The sequence below is a fragment of the Providencia sp. PROV205 genome (genome assembly GCF_028479505.1).
GTDB classification, from domain to species: Bacteria; Pseudomonadota; Gammaproteobacteria; order Enterobacterales; family Enterobacteriaceae; genus Providencia; species Providencia huaxiensis.
The window spans coordinates 189,678-208,773 of record NZ_JAMPNU010000001.1 but is presented as its reverse complement, the minus strand read 5'-3'; the positions used below and the strand labels follow the sequence as shown (position 1 = coordinate 208,773).

The window sequence follows — 19,096 nt, the reverse complement described above, 5'->3', positions numbered from 1 at the left end:
AATAATATTTTTATTATAATTACAATTTTATTGTATTTAATTTTAGCAGTAATGTTATAGGAATAGGCTAATTTTCCTTTTTTCAGATTATGTACAGCTAAGCTAACGATTAATGAGAAAAAGAATTATTTTCATCATAATGAATTCAAAAGTGTATTAGTGGTTTAAACATAGATGAATTTTATTTTAATTAAAAGTTTTACCTGACGCTTTCTTTGCCACCTAATTAGCATATAAAAAAAACCGATATTTATTCCTAAATACCGGCCTTTGTTTCACTCACAAAAACTATTACTGCAATGTTGGGGCTTGTACAGTCGGGTTTTCTTGCCCAAAGCCTTTTAAGCCAACTACATGCACATGTTCATGATTACCGACCACTTTACGAACTAGCTTATAGGTTGTGCCCTTCTCAGGACTAATATTCTCTGGCGCCGCAATAATTAGCTGCATTTCTAATCTGTCGCACAGTTCAAATAGGGTTGCAATTGATTTAGCATCTAATCGTGCAGCTTCATCTAAGAATAATAAACGGCAAGGAATAATATCTTTCGCACGCAAACGGCGGGACTCTTCTTCCCAGCTTTGTACTACCATCACTAAAATGGACATCCCCGTACCAATCGCTTCACCGGTTGATAACGCACCACTTTCTGCTTTTAACCAACCATCAGAGCCTCGGTTAACCTCAACTTCTAACTCTAAGTAGTTGCGGTAATCGAGTAACTCTTCACCAATAGTTTGCGGCAAGCGTTGCCCAACATCCACTTGAGGGTTGAGGCGTTGGTATAACTTAGCCATTGCTTCGGAGAATGTTAACCGTTGGCTGGTGAATAAGTCTTGATGCATTTCGCTCTCTTCAGAAAGCACACTCAGTAACAATGCATGACTTTCACGAATATTCACATTGAGGCGAACCCCTTTAACCTGACCAAATGCTACAGCTTGCAGCCCTTGGTTTAGCATACGAATGCGATTCTGTTCGCGCTGAATGGTTTTACGAATAATATTCGCCACACTTTTTGAACTGATCGCCAATTTTTGCTCACGCGCTGTTAGCTCTTCCGTTAAACGCGCCAGTTCAATTTCCATTTGCTCGATTGCATCAATCGGGTCATCAGTTCGAATAATATCTTGGCGAATACGTTCACGTAGGTGTTGATATACTGCGATAAAGAATTTTATCTTCCGTTCTGGGTGTTTTGGATCTTCGGATAAACGCAGTACATCGCGTAAATGTTCGTTATCTGCAACCGCTAAACGCAACGCTCCTAAGGCTTTATCCGACATCGAACGTAAGCTATCACCGTCAGTATAAGCCAGCTCACGCCGGTGTAGACGACGCTCAACGCCATTGTCTTTCACCAAGCGCATTACCGCACACCAACCTGCTTTTGCTGTCACGACCTGCTCACGCAGCATATAGTAGTCTTTTTCTAACTTACGAAGGCGCTTCTGTAAATTATCCATTTCAGCTTCACATAATGTCAGCTGTTTTTCTAACTGGTTAATACGACTACGGTTTTCCATAACCCGCTGGTGCAGCTCATCGCGTCGGATACGAGCGCGATCTTGGGCGTCAGGGTCGGCTTTTACGCCAATTTCTTGCATCTCGACTTCGAGCTCTTTCAGCATCTCTTGTTTGGTATCGAAAGAACTGCGTAACGAGGCAAGAACTTGATGGAACTGTGCACTTTGTGCTTGGTGCTGGCGTAATTGTTCACGAGCACGTGTACGCTCGGTTTCTGCCTGCTCTAAACGTTGACGTAGTTTTTCATTCAGGTCCGCGTTTTCATTCACCATTCCAGTTGAATCACTGTAACTAAAGTGAGCACGGCGCTGAACAACCTCTACTAATGCAAAAGCTTGCTGTTTCGCATTTTGCTGGCTGTGTTTTGCTGACTCATAATCTTTGCGTAATTGCTCGTGTTGTTCAGGATCACTGAGTAACACCGTCACAATCGGCTCTAATTTTTCTAACGCATCACCATGTTTATTCAGGAAATGTGCCGCTTCTTCCGCTTCCATTAGCTCTTCGTTTATCTCTTCAACTCTGTCCGCCAATGTTTCATCGAGTAATAACCCCATTTGAGGTAATAAGCGATTAAGAGCCGCAAGGCTTTCTTTACCTTGGGCAAATTGTTGACGCTGTTGCTGAGTTTGCTCTTCAAATTGAGCTAAAGCACGTTCAATTTCCGAACGTTTTTGGTTGAGTGTACGAATTTCAGCTTCTGGATCATCTTCAAAGGCCACTGAAATGTGTTGGCCTATAAACCGGCTGAATGCTTGGTGTGAACGCTGAATTTTCTGTACGTCAAATGACAGATTCGCATAGCGCTCAGCGAGCTCATCACGTTCAGCCGTTAACGACTCTAAATGGCTTTCACGTGCGGCACGACCAAACAAAGGCAACTCAGGATAACGAGAGTAACGCCATTGACGCTCAGACGAACGGACTAATACCGCATTTTCAAACTCTTGCGCATCAAAAACGCTATCGTCGAAAGAAGATGGATCTCCCTCGATAAAATACACATCATCTGGGCAATCTTGTAACGAATCCAGTTGATTGCGAACTGCATCAAGGTCTTGCACCACAATTCCGTGACGCGCAGGACCATATAGCGCGGAGAAATAAGCTGCGTCTTCGATGGTAATATCATCATAAATTTCAGATAACAACACACCATTGAAACGCTCTGCCAACGCTAACATGCGGCTATCTTCCGCACCACTTGGCTGGCTTAGTCGCTCAATTTGCTTTTCGAGATCTTTACGTTGCGCAGCAACTTCATCTCGTTCAACCGTTATTTCCCGCTCTTGTTCGAGGAGTTGCTGCATAAACTCAGTCACAGCAGTACTTGACTCAAACGTTTCATGGGACTGTTCATTAAGCTGTGTTAGCGCTTCTTGAGCCATAATCCATGCAGGGGCTTTAGATGAAAGTTGGCTAATACGCTGGCGGATCTGCTCCAATTCTTGGCGCATTTGCATCCGTTTTTCGCCACTCTCATTCACACCAATACTAAGCTCTTCTTGCTGTGCTTCCAGCTCAGCCATTAATGCATCAAGCTCATCGGGCTCATAACTTTGGCCATGACGCTTACAAAACTCTGCCAATAAGCGTTCAGCATTTTGCTGGCTATTCAGACGTTGTTGCAATTCAGATAGCTGCATACGCAATGGCTGTACGCGATCCGCTAAATGTTGTTGTGAGGACCAATCACGTAGTAATGTACGCGCTTGTTGGTATGCATCACTGCGGCTAACTTCCCCTATCATACTTCTAACTAATTGATAGGCTTGCTCAAATTGGCTATGTGCGGCATCTGCCACACTCATTTTTTGCTCAAGCGCTAATAACGCTTGGGTTGCTTGCTGTTCGCGTGCTTCGAAGGTATCTAACCATTCATCTGCATTATCAATGGATAATTCAGGAAGTTGGCACAATTCACGAGCACGCGTTAAGGCATGCAAGGCTTGCTGGTACTGAATAGCGCGTGTTTGTTGTACATCCAGAGCTTGTTGGTAATCGGCGAGTTGATTTTTTAATTCGTCAACTTCAATTTCAGCAGCTTCAGCTCGCGCTTCATATTCTTCTTGAGTTTCAGTTGCTTCAGCAACGACTTCACTTTGTTCTTCAAGACGATACGTCAGTTCTTCGATATCCGCTTGATAACGGTCAATTTTCTCTTGCTGACGCAGCGCGGCTTGTACTAAATTCAAGTGGTCACTGGCCGCTTGGTAGTCTGCTTCTAATTCTGTAGAAGCGCCATTTTGCTCATTCAACTCACGCGCCATTTCGACGCTTCGAACCTGTTCAACACGCAATTGTTTACGGCTGGCTAATAGCTCATTGCGTGCAGCCAGTGCTGCATCAAGGTGAATACGTCTTTCATTGGAATGGCGCATATAATCCGCAGAAACGTAATCAGTCGCTTGGCTAATCAAATGCTTGAATAAGTCACGGTCTGATTGCGTTACACGAATGGCTTCTAATGTTAAACGGTTTTCACGCAAAGCCGCTTCCATATCTTGGAATGCTTTACGTACCCCACTGTTTTCAGGTAATAAATAATCACGTAATGAGCGAGTAATGGCACTAGAAATACCACCATATAGTGACGCTTCAATCAGGCGATAATATTTGCTTCGGTCACTCGCGGAACGTAAACGTTTAGGTAAAACCCCTAATTCAAACAGAATCGAATGGTAGTCAGTAATTGAGTTAAACTGCTTGAACAAAACGCCTTCCTGTTCCTCAAGGCGCTCTTTTAGTTCATTAAGTGGGATCACTTTTGCTTGGCGGCCATCGATAACCTCTGTCAATATTTCCGTAGGCACCGTCGCCAGTGGAATGCCTTGTACCATAAACGGCTTAATATCAACTTTTTTATCGCGCCCTGCGACTTGTTGTAAACGCACACCCACCATGACACGCTGGTGCTTCGAATTTAACACATCCAAAATTGCGTAACAGACACCTGGGCGTAATTTCCCGTGTAAGCCTTTATCACGAGAACCAGAGGTCGCGCCCGCTTCCGTTGTGTTACGGAAGTGAAGTAAGGTTAAATCAGGGATCATCGCGGTAATAAACGCCGCCATTGTGGTTGATTTACCCGCACCATTACCACCCGATAATGTGGTCACTAATTCATCAAGGTCAAAAGTTCGGGCAAAAAAACCGTTCCAATTCACCAGCGTCAGTGAGCGAAATTTTCCGCGTTCAATCATTATTCTTCATCCTCATCACTTTCTGCCGGTTCTTGATTCTCTTCGCCACCCTCTTCTTCACTGTCTTTCAGCGATAATTCCCCTTCAAGAGAGATAGCTTCACCATCACGGATCATCCGTAACTGTGCATCTTGTGGGTTATCACCACTACGCACATCAGCGCCAAAACGAAATACAGATTCGCTAATAATAAATTTACTCGGATCATTCTGCAGAAAGTGCACCATTCCCAAGCGACGTAAACGGTTGAGTGATGTTCTGAGTTTTTCCTGCAGTTTTTGTTTATCTAAGTCAGAACCTGTCGAACGTTGATTAACAAATTTAAGTAATTTGCTTTCATCCGCTAATGATAGTAATTCTTCAAATAACTCTTGTGAGGTAAAAATACCTTGGTTACTCAAGCGTTCAGGGCTGAGATAGAGATAACAAAGGATTTTCCCAACCATCATATCTAATTCAGACAACACCGAGCGTGGTATGAGAGTTGTTGAGCGTGGGCGTAAATAGAAAAACCCCTCAGGGGCACGAATTAATTCTACGTTATATCGTGCATAAAATTGTTCTAATGCTTCCTGAAAATCCATCAAAAATGCGTGGTTATCAAGGTCATCAACACTAATATGGCGACCTGAACGCAATTGGCTGTCTAGCTCTGGAAAAATCGGGTTAGCTAATGCTTGAGCCAGCTTAACTGGCATAAATTGTTCAATATTTGTCGATGACATGTGCCTGTACCTTGGCTCCGTGATCATTAATAGCTTGCCATTCTGCCGGTAACCCCGCCAAATCAGCCTCTGCGATACCTAATTTAACAGCTTGGTCGATAATAATTCGAGCTACATCAAAATGACGTTTTTGTGGATATTGCAGTAAATAGTCATGCAACACACGGCCAACATCGAGCGGCCGTTGCTCTGCTTTATAAATGGCTAACTCAACTTCCATTAGCTCTGCAAGCTTGTCATTCAATTCACTAAACTCTTCAAATTCAAGCTCTGGTGGTAATTCACCCATCACTTCTTCATCATGCAATGCGAGCTCTTCATCACGCATATCGAATAACCGATCCGCATTGGCGTAAGTGAGTGCCCAAGGGCTATCAAGGTAGTGCTGAACGGATTGACGTAACCGCTGAGAAAATATTCTATTTTTATCCATATCGATAGCTGTACGGATAAACTTATGAACATGACGATCATAACCAATCCATAAATCGATAGATTGTTGACCCCAGCTAACAATACGGTCTAGTTTATTTTGCAGGTCAAAAACCAACCTATCCACTAAATCAGAGAACACCGGCGCATTCATATTGGCTTCTTGAATACGTAATAAATTCGCTTGCAGTTTATCCCCTGCGGCTTCCAATGTGTCTTGCAACTCACGCAATGTACCTGATGTTTCTGATAGTAATTGCTCACAGTTAGCAATAGCTGCCTGCCAGTCTTGATTTAATAATGCCGCAATATCTTCTTTTACTGAATTTTGTTGTTCATCCATAATGCGTTGCGATAAATCAATACTGTCAAAAATTTCAGCAACTGAATATTTTAGTGGAGCAAACACGTAACGATGCCAATAAAATTCATCGCCCCCTTCTTCTGCGGCTTCAGCGGCACGTTGCAGTTCTCCTGCGACAATAGAAAGCTGCATAGAAAGTCTTAATGTTGAGAACTCTCGCTGACGAATATAATAATCGCTGATACCGATCCCCAGAGGGGTTAAGCGGTAAATGGCATTACCTTCAACAATGTCACTGGCAAAACGGTTAAATATCTTCTGGCGAACCATATCATTGATGGCATTATTGGCTCTTACTGCCAAAGATTCTGTGGTTTGTTCAAACCCTTTGCAGACCTCACGAAAGGCATCAACCAGCTCCACTTCACTCATTTCACCATTGACTCTTTCACTATTTAATACCGCCACCGCAAGCAAAAATGCTAAACGTTCAGCAGGAAGTGAAATCGAAAAATCATTTTTTCGTGCCCAAGACACAAGTTCAGGGACGGTCTGGGAAAAATCACTCATAAATCGTCCTTTTGTATTTGTTTGCGTGCCATGACATGAATATAACGACCCATACTAATATAGGGTTCTTCACGGCAATACTGCTGCTCTAATGCCAACAATGCTGGAAAATCTTTTTGCTGTAACTGCCGACTCTGTAAATAGTCATGAAATACCCTAACACCACTTTTACCGATAATTTGCATATTACACTCACTCAACCAAGCATCAACTTGATGAGGAAAAAGCGGTTTTTGCGGTGATAACGAGCGTTTACGACGACGTTGAATATGTGGCGTTGCAAGATGAAAATTTCCCAAAATTGCGTTACGCATCACCAGACCATTTGCATTATAGAACATGACAGAAAATACGCCTTCTGGTCTAATTATATCTACCAGTTGTTCAATTGCATATTTTTGATCGCTAATCCATTCAAGTACCGCATGAAACAGAACAAGGTCAACAGGTTCATCAATGTATTGTGCAACATCTTGCACCGCACAATGTACAAAACGCATGTTATCGCTAATACCTTGTTCCTTGGCAAGCTCACTGCCTCGTTCTAACATCTCTTCAGATAAATCGCAAAGTATCACCTGATGCCCCATTTCGGCGAGTTTGCGTGAAAAGTGCCCTTCACCACCGCCTGCATCAAGTATTTTTAGGGTTTTACCCTCAAATTGGCTGTGCAATAATTGAGTTAAATCTTGCCAAACTACCGCTTCTCGTATTTTTCCTTTTGTCGTTCCGTAGATATTTTTTGCAAATTTATCGACAATATCATCAAAGTTGCGGTCTGCCATGTGCTATCCGGTTACCTATCATCTATTATTTAAAGCGGTTTATGAGCCAATTTGTCGCGAAAAAACGTAAAATGGTTGATTACATCTTGATTATGGAAAAATCAACGCTAACCAGAAATATTCTCACATTACATTGCACTTATCACATACAATGCGAGGCGACTGTTAAAACAGGAATTATAACAGATAATAGCTATATTTTTGCATAGTACTTTATTGTGCCCAGCAAATTTCATTTTGGCGCTATTAAACACCATGTTGTTATTTTTCCTCTAGTTTAGCCGTTTTATTACGTATTTTTTCTGCAGATACCACCGCAATGGTGGCTCGATACCCCATAAGAATAGGCTTAGTTATGTTATTTATCTTAAAAAAATATATTGGTTCTCTATTGATGCCATTACCATTATTGCTCATCGTCGGGTTTATTGGGCTGCTTTTGCTCTGGTTCACACGCTGGCAGCGTTGTGGGAAGACGTTGACTACTCTAAGTTTAGTTTTCATAACCTTGTTGGGATTACAGCCTATTTCAGATACTTTGCTTGCCCCTGCAGAAAAGCAATTTAATAAACGCTATGAACTGATTACTGAAACACCTCCTCAAGATGTACGTTATATTGTTGTGCTAGGAGGTGGCTTTACATATAACCCGGATTGGAGCCCAAGCTCTAATCTATTGAATAATAGCTTACCTAGAGTGACTGAAGGTGTTCGCCTTTATCTTAAACACCCTGGTAGTAAACTTATTTTCACTGGCGGTAAAGCGAGTAGCACCATCAGCAGTGCCGAAGTTGCCGCACAAGTTGCGCAATCCTTGGGTGTCCCAGCACAAGATACTATCCCCCTCACTGAACCCAAAGATACACAAGAGGAAGCTTATGAAGTTGAAAAAATTATTGGGAAATCACCTTTTTTATTAGTAACTTCTGCTAATCACCTGCCTCGAGCGATGACCATGTTTACTCAACGAGGAATGACCCCTTTCCCTGCACCCGCAAATCAGTTGGTTATCACGAGTGAAATTAATCCATGGGAGAAATACATTCCTTCCTCATATTATTTTGGTCATAGTGAACGTGCTTGGTATGAATTTCTTGGTACCATTTGGTGGCATTTAAAACCCAATAATACACAAGCGTTAGAAGAACAGCTTGCCACGCCTGAAGCTATTGCTGCTGAATAACAACAAAAAAGGTGTAACCTATTGAGATTACACCTTTCGTTTAGCTAAATCGTATATTGGCCATTTTGGCTATTAAGAAAATACTGACTACTGAATAAATTGCTTTCTAACGAGTTCAAGATCTTCAGGGGTATCAACACCAGCGCCTGGCGTGGTTTTCGCAACATCCACATGAATTTTTTCTCCGTACCAAAGCACCCTAAGTTGCTCTAGCATTTCGATTTTTTCTAATGGACTCGCTTCCCACTTAATATAACGACGAATAAACCCTGCGCGATAAGCATATATACCAATATGGCGTAAAAAGGTATCACCTATTGTGTCTTGGCTTTTCGCAAAGTTGTCTCTATCCCAAGGAATGGTTGCCCGAGAAAAATACAGTGCATAACCTTCGTGGTCAGTAACAACCTTGACTGCATTTGGATTAAACGCTTCATGAGCATCATTAATGGGCACAGCCAGTGTCCCCATTTCAGCTTTGCTCCCCTGAAGGTTATGAGCCACTTGGCTTATAATCTCAGGTGGAATTAAAGGTTCATCACCTTGCACATTTACGATAATTTCATTGTCAGAAAAAGCGTATGTATCAATAACTTCAGCCAACCTTTCTGTTCCAGACTGATGATTTGGGTCTGTCATACAGGCTTCACCGCCTGCTTCAATCACCGCTTTAGCAACATCAGAGTGATCTGTCGCAACTATCACCCGGCTAGCCCCCGACTTAATAGCTTGCTCCATCACTCGAACAACCATTGGCTTGCCATGGATATCAGCCAAAGGTTTACCGGGTAGACGTGTTGATGCATAACGAGCAGGAATAATAACCGTAAACATGATGATTACTGGCCTTCATCTAATGAAACAGGGCGGGCTTCATTTTCTAGCAATACAGGGATGCCATCACGAATGGGATAGGCTAGATGATCAAACTTACAAATAAGTTCGAGGTTTTCTTTGTTATAACTTAATTTGCCGTGGCATACAGGACAGGCAACGATTTCAAGTAAACGGTGATCCATGTTTTCTCCTGAATGGATTTTAACTCACTTGGAGTCAGGATATCACATGCAGATATCACCGTTAACTTTAATCTTCCTGAATAAGATCTCCTGCGTGAGATGAGAGGATAAAAGCAGGAGAAATTGTTCTGTTTATTATTTAATAAGCAATAACGTCAGCTGCCGTTATGCCATTCGAATTACGAGTAACAGAGAACTCAACGTTTTGACCTTCGAATAATGATTTGATTTTTTTATTAGCAATTGACTTTGTTGTCACAAATACATCATCACCACCATTGAATGGGGAAATAAAACCGTAACCTTCTTTTGCATCAAACCATTTAACTCGACCCATATGTAATTGAAAATTCATATTAAAACTCCTTTTGTTCTGAGAACAATATTTTTTATCTTTGTATCATTACTCTTTCTTGCTTCCCATTTATAAACTGCTGATCTATTAATACATCAAAGAGTAATTAAACTTTACCAATTCATGCGCACAAATCATTGTGCATATTTTATAACGCTCATGTATGTAAATTTCAGACACCGCAAATCTACTGCGAAGTTAACAGTCTATTTTGACATTATGATGACAAAACACGATGACAGCGACTTTACAATATAGATTATGCGAGGATATGAAGACTAACTAAAGAACGGAGCGTAAAATTTAAGCTAGTATAAAATCCAATTATTAATGTATTGCATCTAGATACATAATAAGTGGATCTATATCACATTGGCGATATTATTATCACAGAGGAACGTTATAGACAAGTTTTTTTGTTATTTGTGATAAGTTTTTTTATTCCGCTTAAGATTTTTTCAGCGTCAGGAGCTTGTAAGTGCGCTTGGACTGGAAGGAACCACCAATTGGGTTGTGCAAAAGCACGGCACTTTACAGCATCTTTTTCGGTCATCAATAAGTTTTGCTCATTTTTAACTAACCGTGAAAGCTGTTTTAATTCATATGACTGGTGATCAGCAAAAGCATGGGTACTAATGACCTCGGCCCCTTTATTTTCTAATGAGGCAAAAAAACGAGGAGGATGACCAATACCTGCCATTGCGATAACTGCAGGCAATTGTGTAACCGCTCGTTTTTCACCACTAACAAGGTTACAAGCAACATCGCCTTCAAGGGCCATTAAAGCTTCATTTTTTTGAGCTTCACCACCGTTAACAATGACAGCGTTAACACTCTTCAAACGCCCAGCTCTTTCGCGCATAGGCCCTGCGGGTAACCACCACCCATTACCAAAACGACGTTGACCATCAATTACGACTATTTCGTAGTCACGTTGCAATGCATAGTGTTGCAACCCATCATCAGTAATAATTACATCTAGTGGAAACTTTTCTAGTAAGGCTTTAACTGCATCACTGCGCTTGGGTGCAACGGCTACAGGGGATTTAGTACGATGAAAAATTAATACAGGTTCATCCCCTGCAACTTCAGTTGTGGTCGTTTCATCGAGTATCAACGGGTACTTTTCAGCTTTACCGCCATACCCTCGAGAAACAACCCCCACGCGGTAGCCTTCTTTGGTGAGTGATTCCACCAACCAGATAACAACAGGGGTTTTACCATTCCCCCCCGCTGTCAGGTTTCCCACCACTACCACTGGAATTGGCGCTTTCCATGAACGTTTCAGCCCGATTTTATAAGCTATATCCCTAATTACCGTTACCAATCCATAAAGGAAAGACAACGGCAGTAATAAAAGATACAGCCATGATTTACCAGACCAAATACGTTCTATCATTGTTTAAACTGAATACTATGTAACTGTGAATATGCGCCATCTTGAGCTAATAGCGATTTATGGTCACCACGCTCAATGATCCGGCCATCTTGTACAACTAATATTTCATCCGCATTTTCTATCGTCGATAACCGATGAGCAATGACCAAGGATGTTCTATTTTTCTGTAACTCATCAAGAGCCGCTTGAATAGCACGCTCAGACTCTGTATCTAGTGCAGATGTTGCCTCATCAAGAATAAGAATTGGGGCGTCGCGTAGCAGCGCTCGAGCAATCGCTATTCTTTGACGTTGTCCGCCAGAAAGCATCACACCATTTTCGCCAATAACTGTATCTAGGCCTTTCTCAAGTTTAACAATGAAATCCATTGCATAGGCCATTTCTGCTGCTTTCTCTATTTGTTCGCGGCTGTAGCTACCGTCTGTTGCATAAGCAATATTATTCGCTATCGTATCGTTAAATAGATAAACATGTTGAGAAACTAACGCGACTTGGCTACGTAATGAGGATAATGTGTATTCACGGATATCATGACCATCAATTTGAATAGAGCCTTCATCAATGTCATAAAAACGTGTAATCAAATTTGCAATAGTGGACTTACCTGAGCCTGATCGCCCAACTAGAGCAACTGATTTCCCTGCAGGCAAAATAAACGATACATCATCTAACGCAGGATGTTCTTTGGTTGCATAGGTAAAGGTGACATGTTCAAATTTAATATCCCCTTTAACCTCTTTAAGTACTTTAGTTCCGTTATCTTTTTCTTGTTCCGAATCTAAGATTGCAAATAACGTTTGGCAAGCCGCCATACCACGTTGGAATTGTGAGTTAACGTTAGTTAATGATTTTAATGGACGCATCAAGGCAAACATTGATGAGAAAACAACTGCAATTGTTCCTGATGTTAATTCATCGCGAATTTCGGGAAAGCTCGCAGCATAAAGAACAAATGCTAATGCAAATGATGCAATTAACTGAACAATAGGGTCTGAGATTGCTGAAGCGGTTACCATTTTCATATTTTGACGGCGCATGTTGTTACTGACTTTATTAAAACGTTCAGTTTCAACTTTCTGGCCACCAAAAATTAAAACCTCTTTGTGCCCTTTTAGCATTTGTTCTGCACTTGCCGTCACATGCCCCATACCCGTTTGCATGTTTTTACTAATCTTACGAAAACGCTTAGAAACGATACGAATAGTGACTGATACAACAGGGGCGATCACGATTAAAATAAGAGAAAGCTGCCAGCTATAATAGAACATCATCGCAAATAACCCGATGATATAAGCACTTTCACGAATAATTGTAATTAATGCCCCAGAAGAAGAAGATGCAACTTGTTCTGAATCATAAGTAATTCTAGATAACAGTGTTCCTGTTGATTGTTGGTCAAAAAAACTAACGGGCATTCCCATCATATGGCCAAACAGTTTACGTCGCATGTTCATCACGACTTTACCTGCAACCCATGAAACACAATAGGTTGAAACAAAGCTAGACCCACCACGAACAACCATTAACCCTAACACCGCAAGCGGAAGCCATTTTAAAACGTCATTATCTGCTTTATCAAAGCCTTCATCCAATAAAGGTTTTAATAAAGAAATCATAAATGCGTCACCCGCTGCGTTTATGATAAGTGCTATTGCTGCAACGATTAAACCCGCTTTAAAAGGCGCAATTATCGGCCACAAGCGACGAAAAGTTTGTTTTGTCGAAAGGTCTTTATCATTCATACTTTTAATTACCAGACTTAATGTAAGCGCACTATTCTACTCGGGAAATAGCGGTAAGCCAAACCACAGATGATACCAGCGGGGCTGAATTTCATAGCGGTAACGTGAAGCTTGGACATTTCCCCTTTTAAACCATATAGTTAACTGACCATCTTCTGCTGTATTTAACCACTTAATATTACTATTTTTATATCTAAAATAGACTTTTGGCGACGGAATTTTCCATGCACTGTACCTTGCAGATGAGACGACTACCATTGAAGGTTGAACATTTCTTAACAATAAATCAGTTGATGAAGTGCTGCTTCCATGATGAGGGGCGAAAAGAAGATTCGAACGTAACCGGTTCTTGTACATTGCGACAAGTGATTTTTCCCCTTGTTTTTCGATATCTCCTGTTAATAAAATTTTATGAAACCCATCCGTCAATTGAATGACACAAGAATCATCATTATGCGATATTGGTGCTAACTTTTCAGGCCATAATACTTCAAAAGTTAATATTCCCCACTGCCATTTTTGACCTTTAAAACAGGGAAGGTGCTTCATCTTTCTTATATTATTAATATTATTACTTTTTTTCTTGTATGCCAAAGTATCCTGTGGCCCAAAACTACTTCTTACACTTAACCATGGGTATTGTTGAATTAAATAATTCACTCCCCCTGTATGGTCTAAATGATTATGGCTTAAAATTAAGCCAATAGGGGTTATATCATGATATTTAAGAAAAGGAACAATTTGACGCTGTGCATTACTCCCTTCTTTCCAAGTATTTCCAGTATCATAGAGAAATGCCAAGTCATTTTGCTCTATCACAACAGCTAAACCGTGCCCGATATCTAATACCGTCATTTTCCAGCCTTCTTTGAGTTGTTTACCACTTCCCCTTTCTAGAAAGATTGAGATAACCACACACCCAATAAGCCCAAAGTAACGTTTGTACCACTTAAATAAGATGACAATGATGCTTAGCCAACATATTAAGAATAAATAATAAGGTACATTAATGAACTCTGACCAAAAAGTACTGAAATAAGGTAATGGCTTTAACCCTAAATCTATCACCCTATCTATCGCATATAGAAAAGAGCGCTGAACTACCTCTATTGGCACTAAAAATACGATCAAAATAGCAGGGACAACACACCAAGAAATTAACGGAACAAACCAAATATTGGCCACTAACCCCATTATGTTAATACCATTAAATATAATAAGTTGCATTGGAATTAGTAAGATGAGCAAGCCTATTTGCAAATGTGCTAACCCTATAATTTTACCTTTTATCCCTCTAGCTAAATGGTAGGCTAATGGAAATATTGATAACCAATAGAGGATGGCTAGTACAGCGAAGCTAGATAACCAAAAACTATCTGACAAAATAGCCAATGGGTCAAATAGTAATATTCCCGCTATGCTCCAAAGCGCCCATTGCCAAGCAAAATGCCTTGCAGGCTTATTTCTAATATATACCCATAATAGTAAGGCAAACAGTGCCCGTGTTGCAGGGATAGCAAACCCCGAGATCCATGCATAAAAAATAGCTAGCACCATACCTATTACTACTGGAAGTATTTCACTAATATATTTTATTGGTAAAAAATATTGAATTCCTCGAGCAATAAGAAAACCAAACAAGTAGGCTAAACCAATATGTAAACCCGAGATAGCCATTAAATGTGTCAAACCTGTTTTCTGCAGTAAATAGGTTTGATCTGTAGGCAGTAAATTTCTATCGCCAAACATTAACCCATAAATAATTCCTTTATTAGATAATGAGCTAATTAGCTCCATATAGTTATAAATAATTTTTTGCCTTACAGAACACGCCATTTCTAATGGTTCTATTTTTTGGCTTTTCACCCCCCCTATAACCCTATTAGCTAAATAATAACGTTGTAGATTAAACCCGCCTTCATTTAGTGAACTATGCAATGGCTTTATTTTGCCATTGATCCGCCAAGACTGCCCTGCGCAAACAGTTTCCTTTGTTTTCCATGTAGCATATAACGGAGGAAAAACAATACGATTGTTAATTTTATCAATACGTACTTTAATTTTTTGCTCTTTGCTACTCAAAGGAATACCAACAATAACCACATCAATATCGTTATTTTTTTTAGATAGATAATTAATATGATTAATGATGTTAATTCCATGCCAATTAGCCCATAGAAAAAACATAATAATTAGTGCTAAAAACTTACATAATTTACCAAATATAAAGAATATTATTAATACCGATACAAACAAAGAAACAAATAATAATTCACTCAGCATTAAAATTTTAGGTATAAATAAAAGTGGTAATGTACCTAAAATCAAAGCAATAGAAGCCATTGTCATCGAAACAGACAATTTCCCATTAAAGATTAAATTACATTTTTTGATTGAATTATTTAGCCATCTTATTATGTAGATGATATTTTTTATCAACTTTTGTATCCCTACATAGCGTTTATTTGCTTTAGTTTATTTATTCCTATGAATTTTTTAAGTCTCTTTGTTTTATTTTTCGTAGCGCTTCCCAATATGTTTTTTACTGATAAAAATATACATATTAGTTTGCGAGGAGCTTCGCAAAACACGTATATATCTCTAAAGCTGCTTTTGGATTTATTTTATTATTTTTATAGGCTTTAAAAGTATAGAAGCGGTGTTGGTGTTGGTGTTGGTGTTGGTGTTGGTGTTGGTGTTGGTGTTGGTGTTGGTGTTGGTGTTGGTGTTGGTGTTGGTGTTGGTGTTGGTGTTAGCTAGATATAAAAAACAGTGCCGTATAAAATACAAGCACTGTTTTGATGTAATAATTAAGATCTACAGCCTGATTATTGGCCGTAAATATTTACACGATCACGTAATTCTTTACCTGGTTTAAAATGAGGAACATATTTACCTTCTAGTTCCACTTTATCACCAGTTTTTGGGTTACGGCCAACGCGTGGAGCACGGTAGTGAAGAGAAAAACTGCCGAAACCACGGACTTCAATACGCTCACCGTTAGCTAACGTATCCGCCATATGCTCAAGAATTTCCTTTACAGCTTCCTCAACGGTTTTTGCTGAAAGATGAGACTGCTGGCTAGCCAGTCTTTCAATTAATTCAGACTTGGTCATAGTACCTCCCTAAACTACCGTTACAAAGGGGCAACGCTACTGTTGCCCCCACTTAATTATTCGCCTTTAGCTGCTTTGAAAGCTTCAGCCATAGCATTGTTGCCGAATGCTGTATCTTCTTGTTTGTTCACAGCTGCGACAGCGTCTTTCTCATCAGCTTCGTCTTTAGCGCGAACAGACAGGTTGATTACACGGTTTTTACGATCAACACCAGTGTATTTAGCTTCAACATCATCACCAACGTTCAGAACCAGTGTTGCATCTTCAACACGGTCACGTGAAGCTTCTGATGCACGCAGGTAACCTTCAACGCCCAGTGTCAGCTCAACAGTTGCACCTTTAGCATCAACTGCGATTACTTTACCAGTTACGATTGCGCCTTTCTTAGTTGCTGCTAAGTAGTTATTGAATGGATCTTCAGCTAACTGTTTAACACCTAAAGAAATACGCTCACGCTCTGCGTCGACTTGCAGAACAACAGCTGCGATTTCATCACCTTTTTTGTATTCACGAACTGCTTCTTCGCCTGCAACGTTCCAGGAGATGTCAGACAGGTGAACCAGGCCATCGATGCCGCCGTCCAGACCGATGAAGATACCGAAGTCAGTGATAGACTTGATTTTACCTTCAACGCGGTCGCCTTTGTTGTGAGTTTCTGCAAATTGCTGCCATGGGTTAGATTTGCACTGTTTCAGGCCCAGAGAGATACGACGACGTTCTTCATCGATATCCAGAACCATAACTTCAACAACATCACCAACGTTAACAACTTTAGATGGGTGGATGTTTTTGTTAGTCCAATCCATTTCTGAAACGTGAACTAAACCTTCAACGCCTTCTTCGATTTCTACGAAGCAGCCGTAGTCAGTCAGGTTAGTAACGCGACCAGTCAGTTTAGTACCTTCTGGGTAACGTTTAGCGATTGCGACCCAAGGATCTTCGCCCAGTTGTTTCAGACCCAGAGAAACACGAGTGCGCTCACGGTCGAATTTCAGAACTTTAACATTGATTTCATCACCAACGTTGACGATTTCGCTTGGGTGTTTAACACGTTTCCAAGCCATGTCAGTGATATGCAGCAGGCCGTCAACACCGCCCAGATCAACGAATGCACCGTAGTCAGTAAGGTTCTTAACGATACCTTTAACTTCCATGCCTTCTTGCAGATTTTCCAGCAGTTGATCGCGCTCAGCGCTGCTTTCAGATTCAATTACAGCACGACGAGAAACAACAACGTTGTTGCGTTTCTGATCCAGCTTGATTACTTTGAACTCAAGCTCTTTGCCTTCCAAGTGAGTAGTATCACGAACTGGACGTACATCAACCAGTGAACCTGGTAAGAACGCACGAATACCGTTCAGCTCAACAGTGAAACCACCTTTAACTTTACCGTTGATAACACCAGTTACAGTTTCAGCTTCTTCGTAAGCTTTTTCCAGCATCAGCCATGCTTCATGACGTTTAGCTTTCTCACGAGACAGGATAGTTTCACCGAAACCATCTTCTACTGCATCCAGAGCTACATCGATTTCGTCGCCAACTTGGATTTCTAGCTCACCCTGAGCATTTTTGAACTGTTCTACTGGGATAGCAGATTCTGATTTAAGACCTGCGTCAACAAGGACTACGTCTTTATCGATGGCAACAACAGTACCACGGACGATAGAACCAGGACGAGTTTCAATATTCTGCAGGGATTCTTCAAAGAGTTGAGCAAAAGATTCAGTCATATTAATGATCTTCAAGAGTTTTAAATTAACGTCCACTTAGCTTCCCGCCAAATGGGGTTGTTTCACATACCCCACAACATTCCATGTCGCAAGGTTGATGCTATGCTAATAATATAATCACATAGCGGTAACTGCGTATATTATCTAATTATAAGCTAAAATAAAGCCTATTATCACGATAATTGTAGAATTTTTTTTGCATAGGTGTGTGCTTTTTCAATAACTTCCTCAATAGACATACTTGTGGAATCCAGCACTAATGCGTCTTTCGCGGCAATAAGAGGTGCAACAGAGCGATTACGATCACGAAAATCTCGCTCTTCAATTTCGCTTAAAAGACGTTCAAAATTAACATCAAAACCTTTTTCTTGCAACTGCTTCATCCGCCGATGAGCACGTTCTTCAGCTGACGCATCAAGAAAAATTTTTACTGGGGCATCGGGGAAAACCACCGTTCCCATATCACGGCCATCGGCAATAAGTCCAGGTAGCGTTCTAAATGCACGTTGACGTCGAAGTAAGGCTTCACGTACGCGAGGAAAAGTTGCTGTTTGGGATGCTGTATTCCCTACTGTTTCGGTTCTAATTTGATTCGAAACATCTTCCCCTTCCAGAATGACTTTCAGTACATTATCTTCAGGAACAAATTTCACATCTAAATTTGCAGCCAAAGGAACTAACGCATCTTCGGATTGGATATCAACATGGTGATGTAACGCAGCTAACGCTAATACACGATAAATTGCGCCAGAGTCTAAAAGCTGCCATCCAAATTCGTTTGCTAATGCTTGGCAAAGTGTACCTTTACCTGCTCCGCTTGGTCCATCAACGGTGATTACAGGGGCTATCGCCACCATATAAAAATCTCCTTTTCTGCAAATAGCCTAGCTACCCGCAATTAAAATCTGTGAAGGTATTATACCAATTCAGTAGATTTGTGAAATAAGCAGGTTCTGATGATTGCTAAAAAATAAGAGAAAATTGATGTTTGGATCGTAAAAA

General features: G+C 40.7%; 14 protein-coding genes. 1 reads left to right on the top strand and 13 read right to left on the bottom strand.

The genetic code is table 11. The features are described from left to right. Window positions 1–291: 291 nt before the first annotated feature. Genes mukB through cmoM form a run of 4 tightly spaced genes read right to left on the bottom strand, consistent with a single transcriptional unit; the run spans window position 292 to window position 7,550 of the window. Window positions 292–4,734: a chromosome partition protein MukB gene (gene mukB / locus PR800_RS00895; RefSeq protein ID WP_239978484.1), complete on the bottom strand. Its 4,443-nt coding sequence runs from the start codon at window positions 4,732–4,734 to the stop codon at window positions 292–294. Continuing rightward, window positions 4,734–5,459: a chromosome partition protein MukE gene (gene mukE, locus PR800_RS00890; RefSeq protein ID WP_102138489.1), complete on the bottom strand. Its 726-nt coding sequence runs from the start codon at window positions 5,457–5,459 to the stop codon at window positions 4,734–4,736. Before mukE ends, mukB begins: the two co-directional genes overlap by 1 nt. After that, window positions 5,440–6,765, bottom strand: a complete 1,326-nt coding sequence (gene mukF, locus PR800_RS00885; protein WP_102138488.1) for a chromosome partition protein MukF — start codon at window positions 6,763–6,765, stop codon at window positions 5,440–5,442. Before mukF ends, mukE begins: the two co-directional genes overlap by 20 nt. Further along, window positions 6,762–7,550 carry a tRNA uridine 5-oxyacetic acid(34) methyltransferase CmoM gene (gene cmoM, locus PR800_RS00880; protein WP_102138487.1) on the bottom strand — a complete coding sequence of 263 codons (789 nt, stop codon included), beginning with the start codon at window positions 7,548–7,550 and terminating at the stop codon, window positions 6,762–6,764. The genes mukF and cmoM overlap by 4 nt, the downstream gene beginning before the upstream one ends. 355 nt (window positions 7,551–7,905) lie before the next feature. Here cmoM and elyC point away from each other — a divergent pair, with 355 nt between their 5' ends. Then, window positions 7,906–8,733, top strand: coding sequence for an envelope biogenesis factor ElyC (elyC, locus tag PR800_RS00875; RefSeq protein WP_102138486.1), 828 nt, complete (start codon window positions 7,906–7,908; stop codon window positions 8,731–8,733). Between the two features lie 87 nt (window positions 8,734–8,820). On the opposite strand, the gene kdsB is transcribed toward elyC, so the two are convergent. The 9 genes from kdsB to cmk form a co-directional block, all read right to left on the bottom strand. Beyond that, window positions 8,821–9,567, bottom strand: coding sequence for a 3-deoxy-manno-octulosonate cytidylyltransferase (gene kdsB / locus PR800_RS00870; protein WP_102138485.1), 747 nt, complete (start codon window positions 9,565–9,567; stop codon window positions 8,821–8,823). Between the two features lie 5 nt (window positions 9,568–9,572). Next, the gene (locus PR800_RS00865) at window positions 9,573–9,752 is read right to left on the bottom strand and encodes a Trm112 family protein (RefSeq protein WP_004256203.1); all 180 of its coding nucleotides are present in this window, start codon (window positions 9,750–9,752) and stop codon (window positions 9,573–9,575) included. A gap of 139 nt (window positions 9,753–9,891) precedes the next feature. After that, the gene (locus tag PR800_RS00860; protein WP_102138484.1) at window positions 9,892–10,107 is read right to left on the bottom strand and encodes a cold-shock protein; all 216 of its coding nucleotides are present in this window, start codon (window positions 10,105–10,107) and stop codon (window positions 9,892–9,894) included. 400 nt (window positions 10,108–10,507) lie between these two features. Continuing rightward, a complete protein-coding gene (gene lpxK, locus PR800_RS00855; RefSeq protein WP_272529964.1) occupies window positions 10,508–11,506 on the bottom strand; it encodes a tetraacyldisaccharide 4'-kinase in 999 nt (332 codons plus the stop codon). Further along, window positions 11,503–13,248 (bottom strand): lipid A ABC transporter ATP-binding protein/permease MsbA, encoded by a 1,746-nt coding sequence (gene msbA, locus PR800_RS00850; protein WP_166268065.1) that lies wholly within the window; start codon window positions 13,246–13,248, stop codon window positions 11,503–11,505. Before msbA ends, lpxK begins: the two co-directional genes overlap by 4 nt. Before the next feature lie 36 nt (window positions 13,249–13,284). Next, window positions 13,285–15,687 carry a DNA internalization-related competence protein ComEC/Rec2 gene (locus tag PR800_RS00845; protein ID WP_272529963.1) on the bottom strand — a complete coding sequence of 801 codons (2,403 nt, stop codon included), beginning with the start codon at window positions 15,685–15,687 and terminating at the stop codon, window positions 13,285–13,287. Window positions 15,688–16,076: 389 nt separating this feature from the next. After that, window positions 16,077–16,364 carry an integration host factor subunit beta gene (ihfB, locus tag PR800_RS00840; protein ID WP_004256221.1) on the bottom strand — a complete coding sequence of 96 codons (288 nt, stop codon included), beginning with the start codon at window positions 16,362–16,364 and terminating at the stop codon, window positions 16,077–16,079. A gap of 56 nt (window positions 16,365–16,420) precedes the next feature. Next, complete coding sequence (rpsA, locus tag PR800_RS00835) at window positions 16,421–18,094, bottom strand: 30S ribosomal protein S1 (RefSeq protein WP_004909559.1); 1,674 nt, start codon at window positions 18,092–18,094, stop codon at window positions 16,421–16,423. A 173-nt stretch (window positions 18,095–18,267) separates the two neighbouring features. Further along, window positions 18,268–18,951, bottom strand: coding sequence for a (d)CMP kinase (cmk, locus tag PR800_RS00830; RefSeq protein WP_102138480.1), 684 nt, complete (start codon window positions 18,949–18,951; stop codon window positions 18,268–18,270). Between the last annotated feature and the right edge of the window lie 145 nt (window positions 18,952–19,096).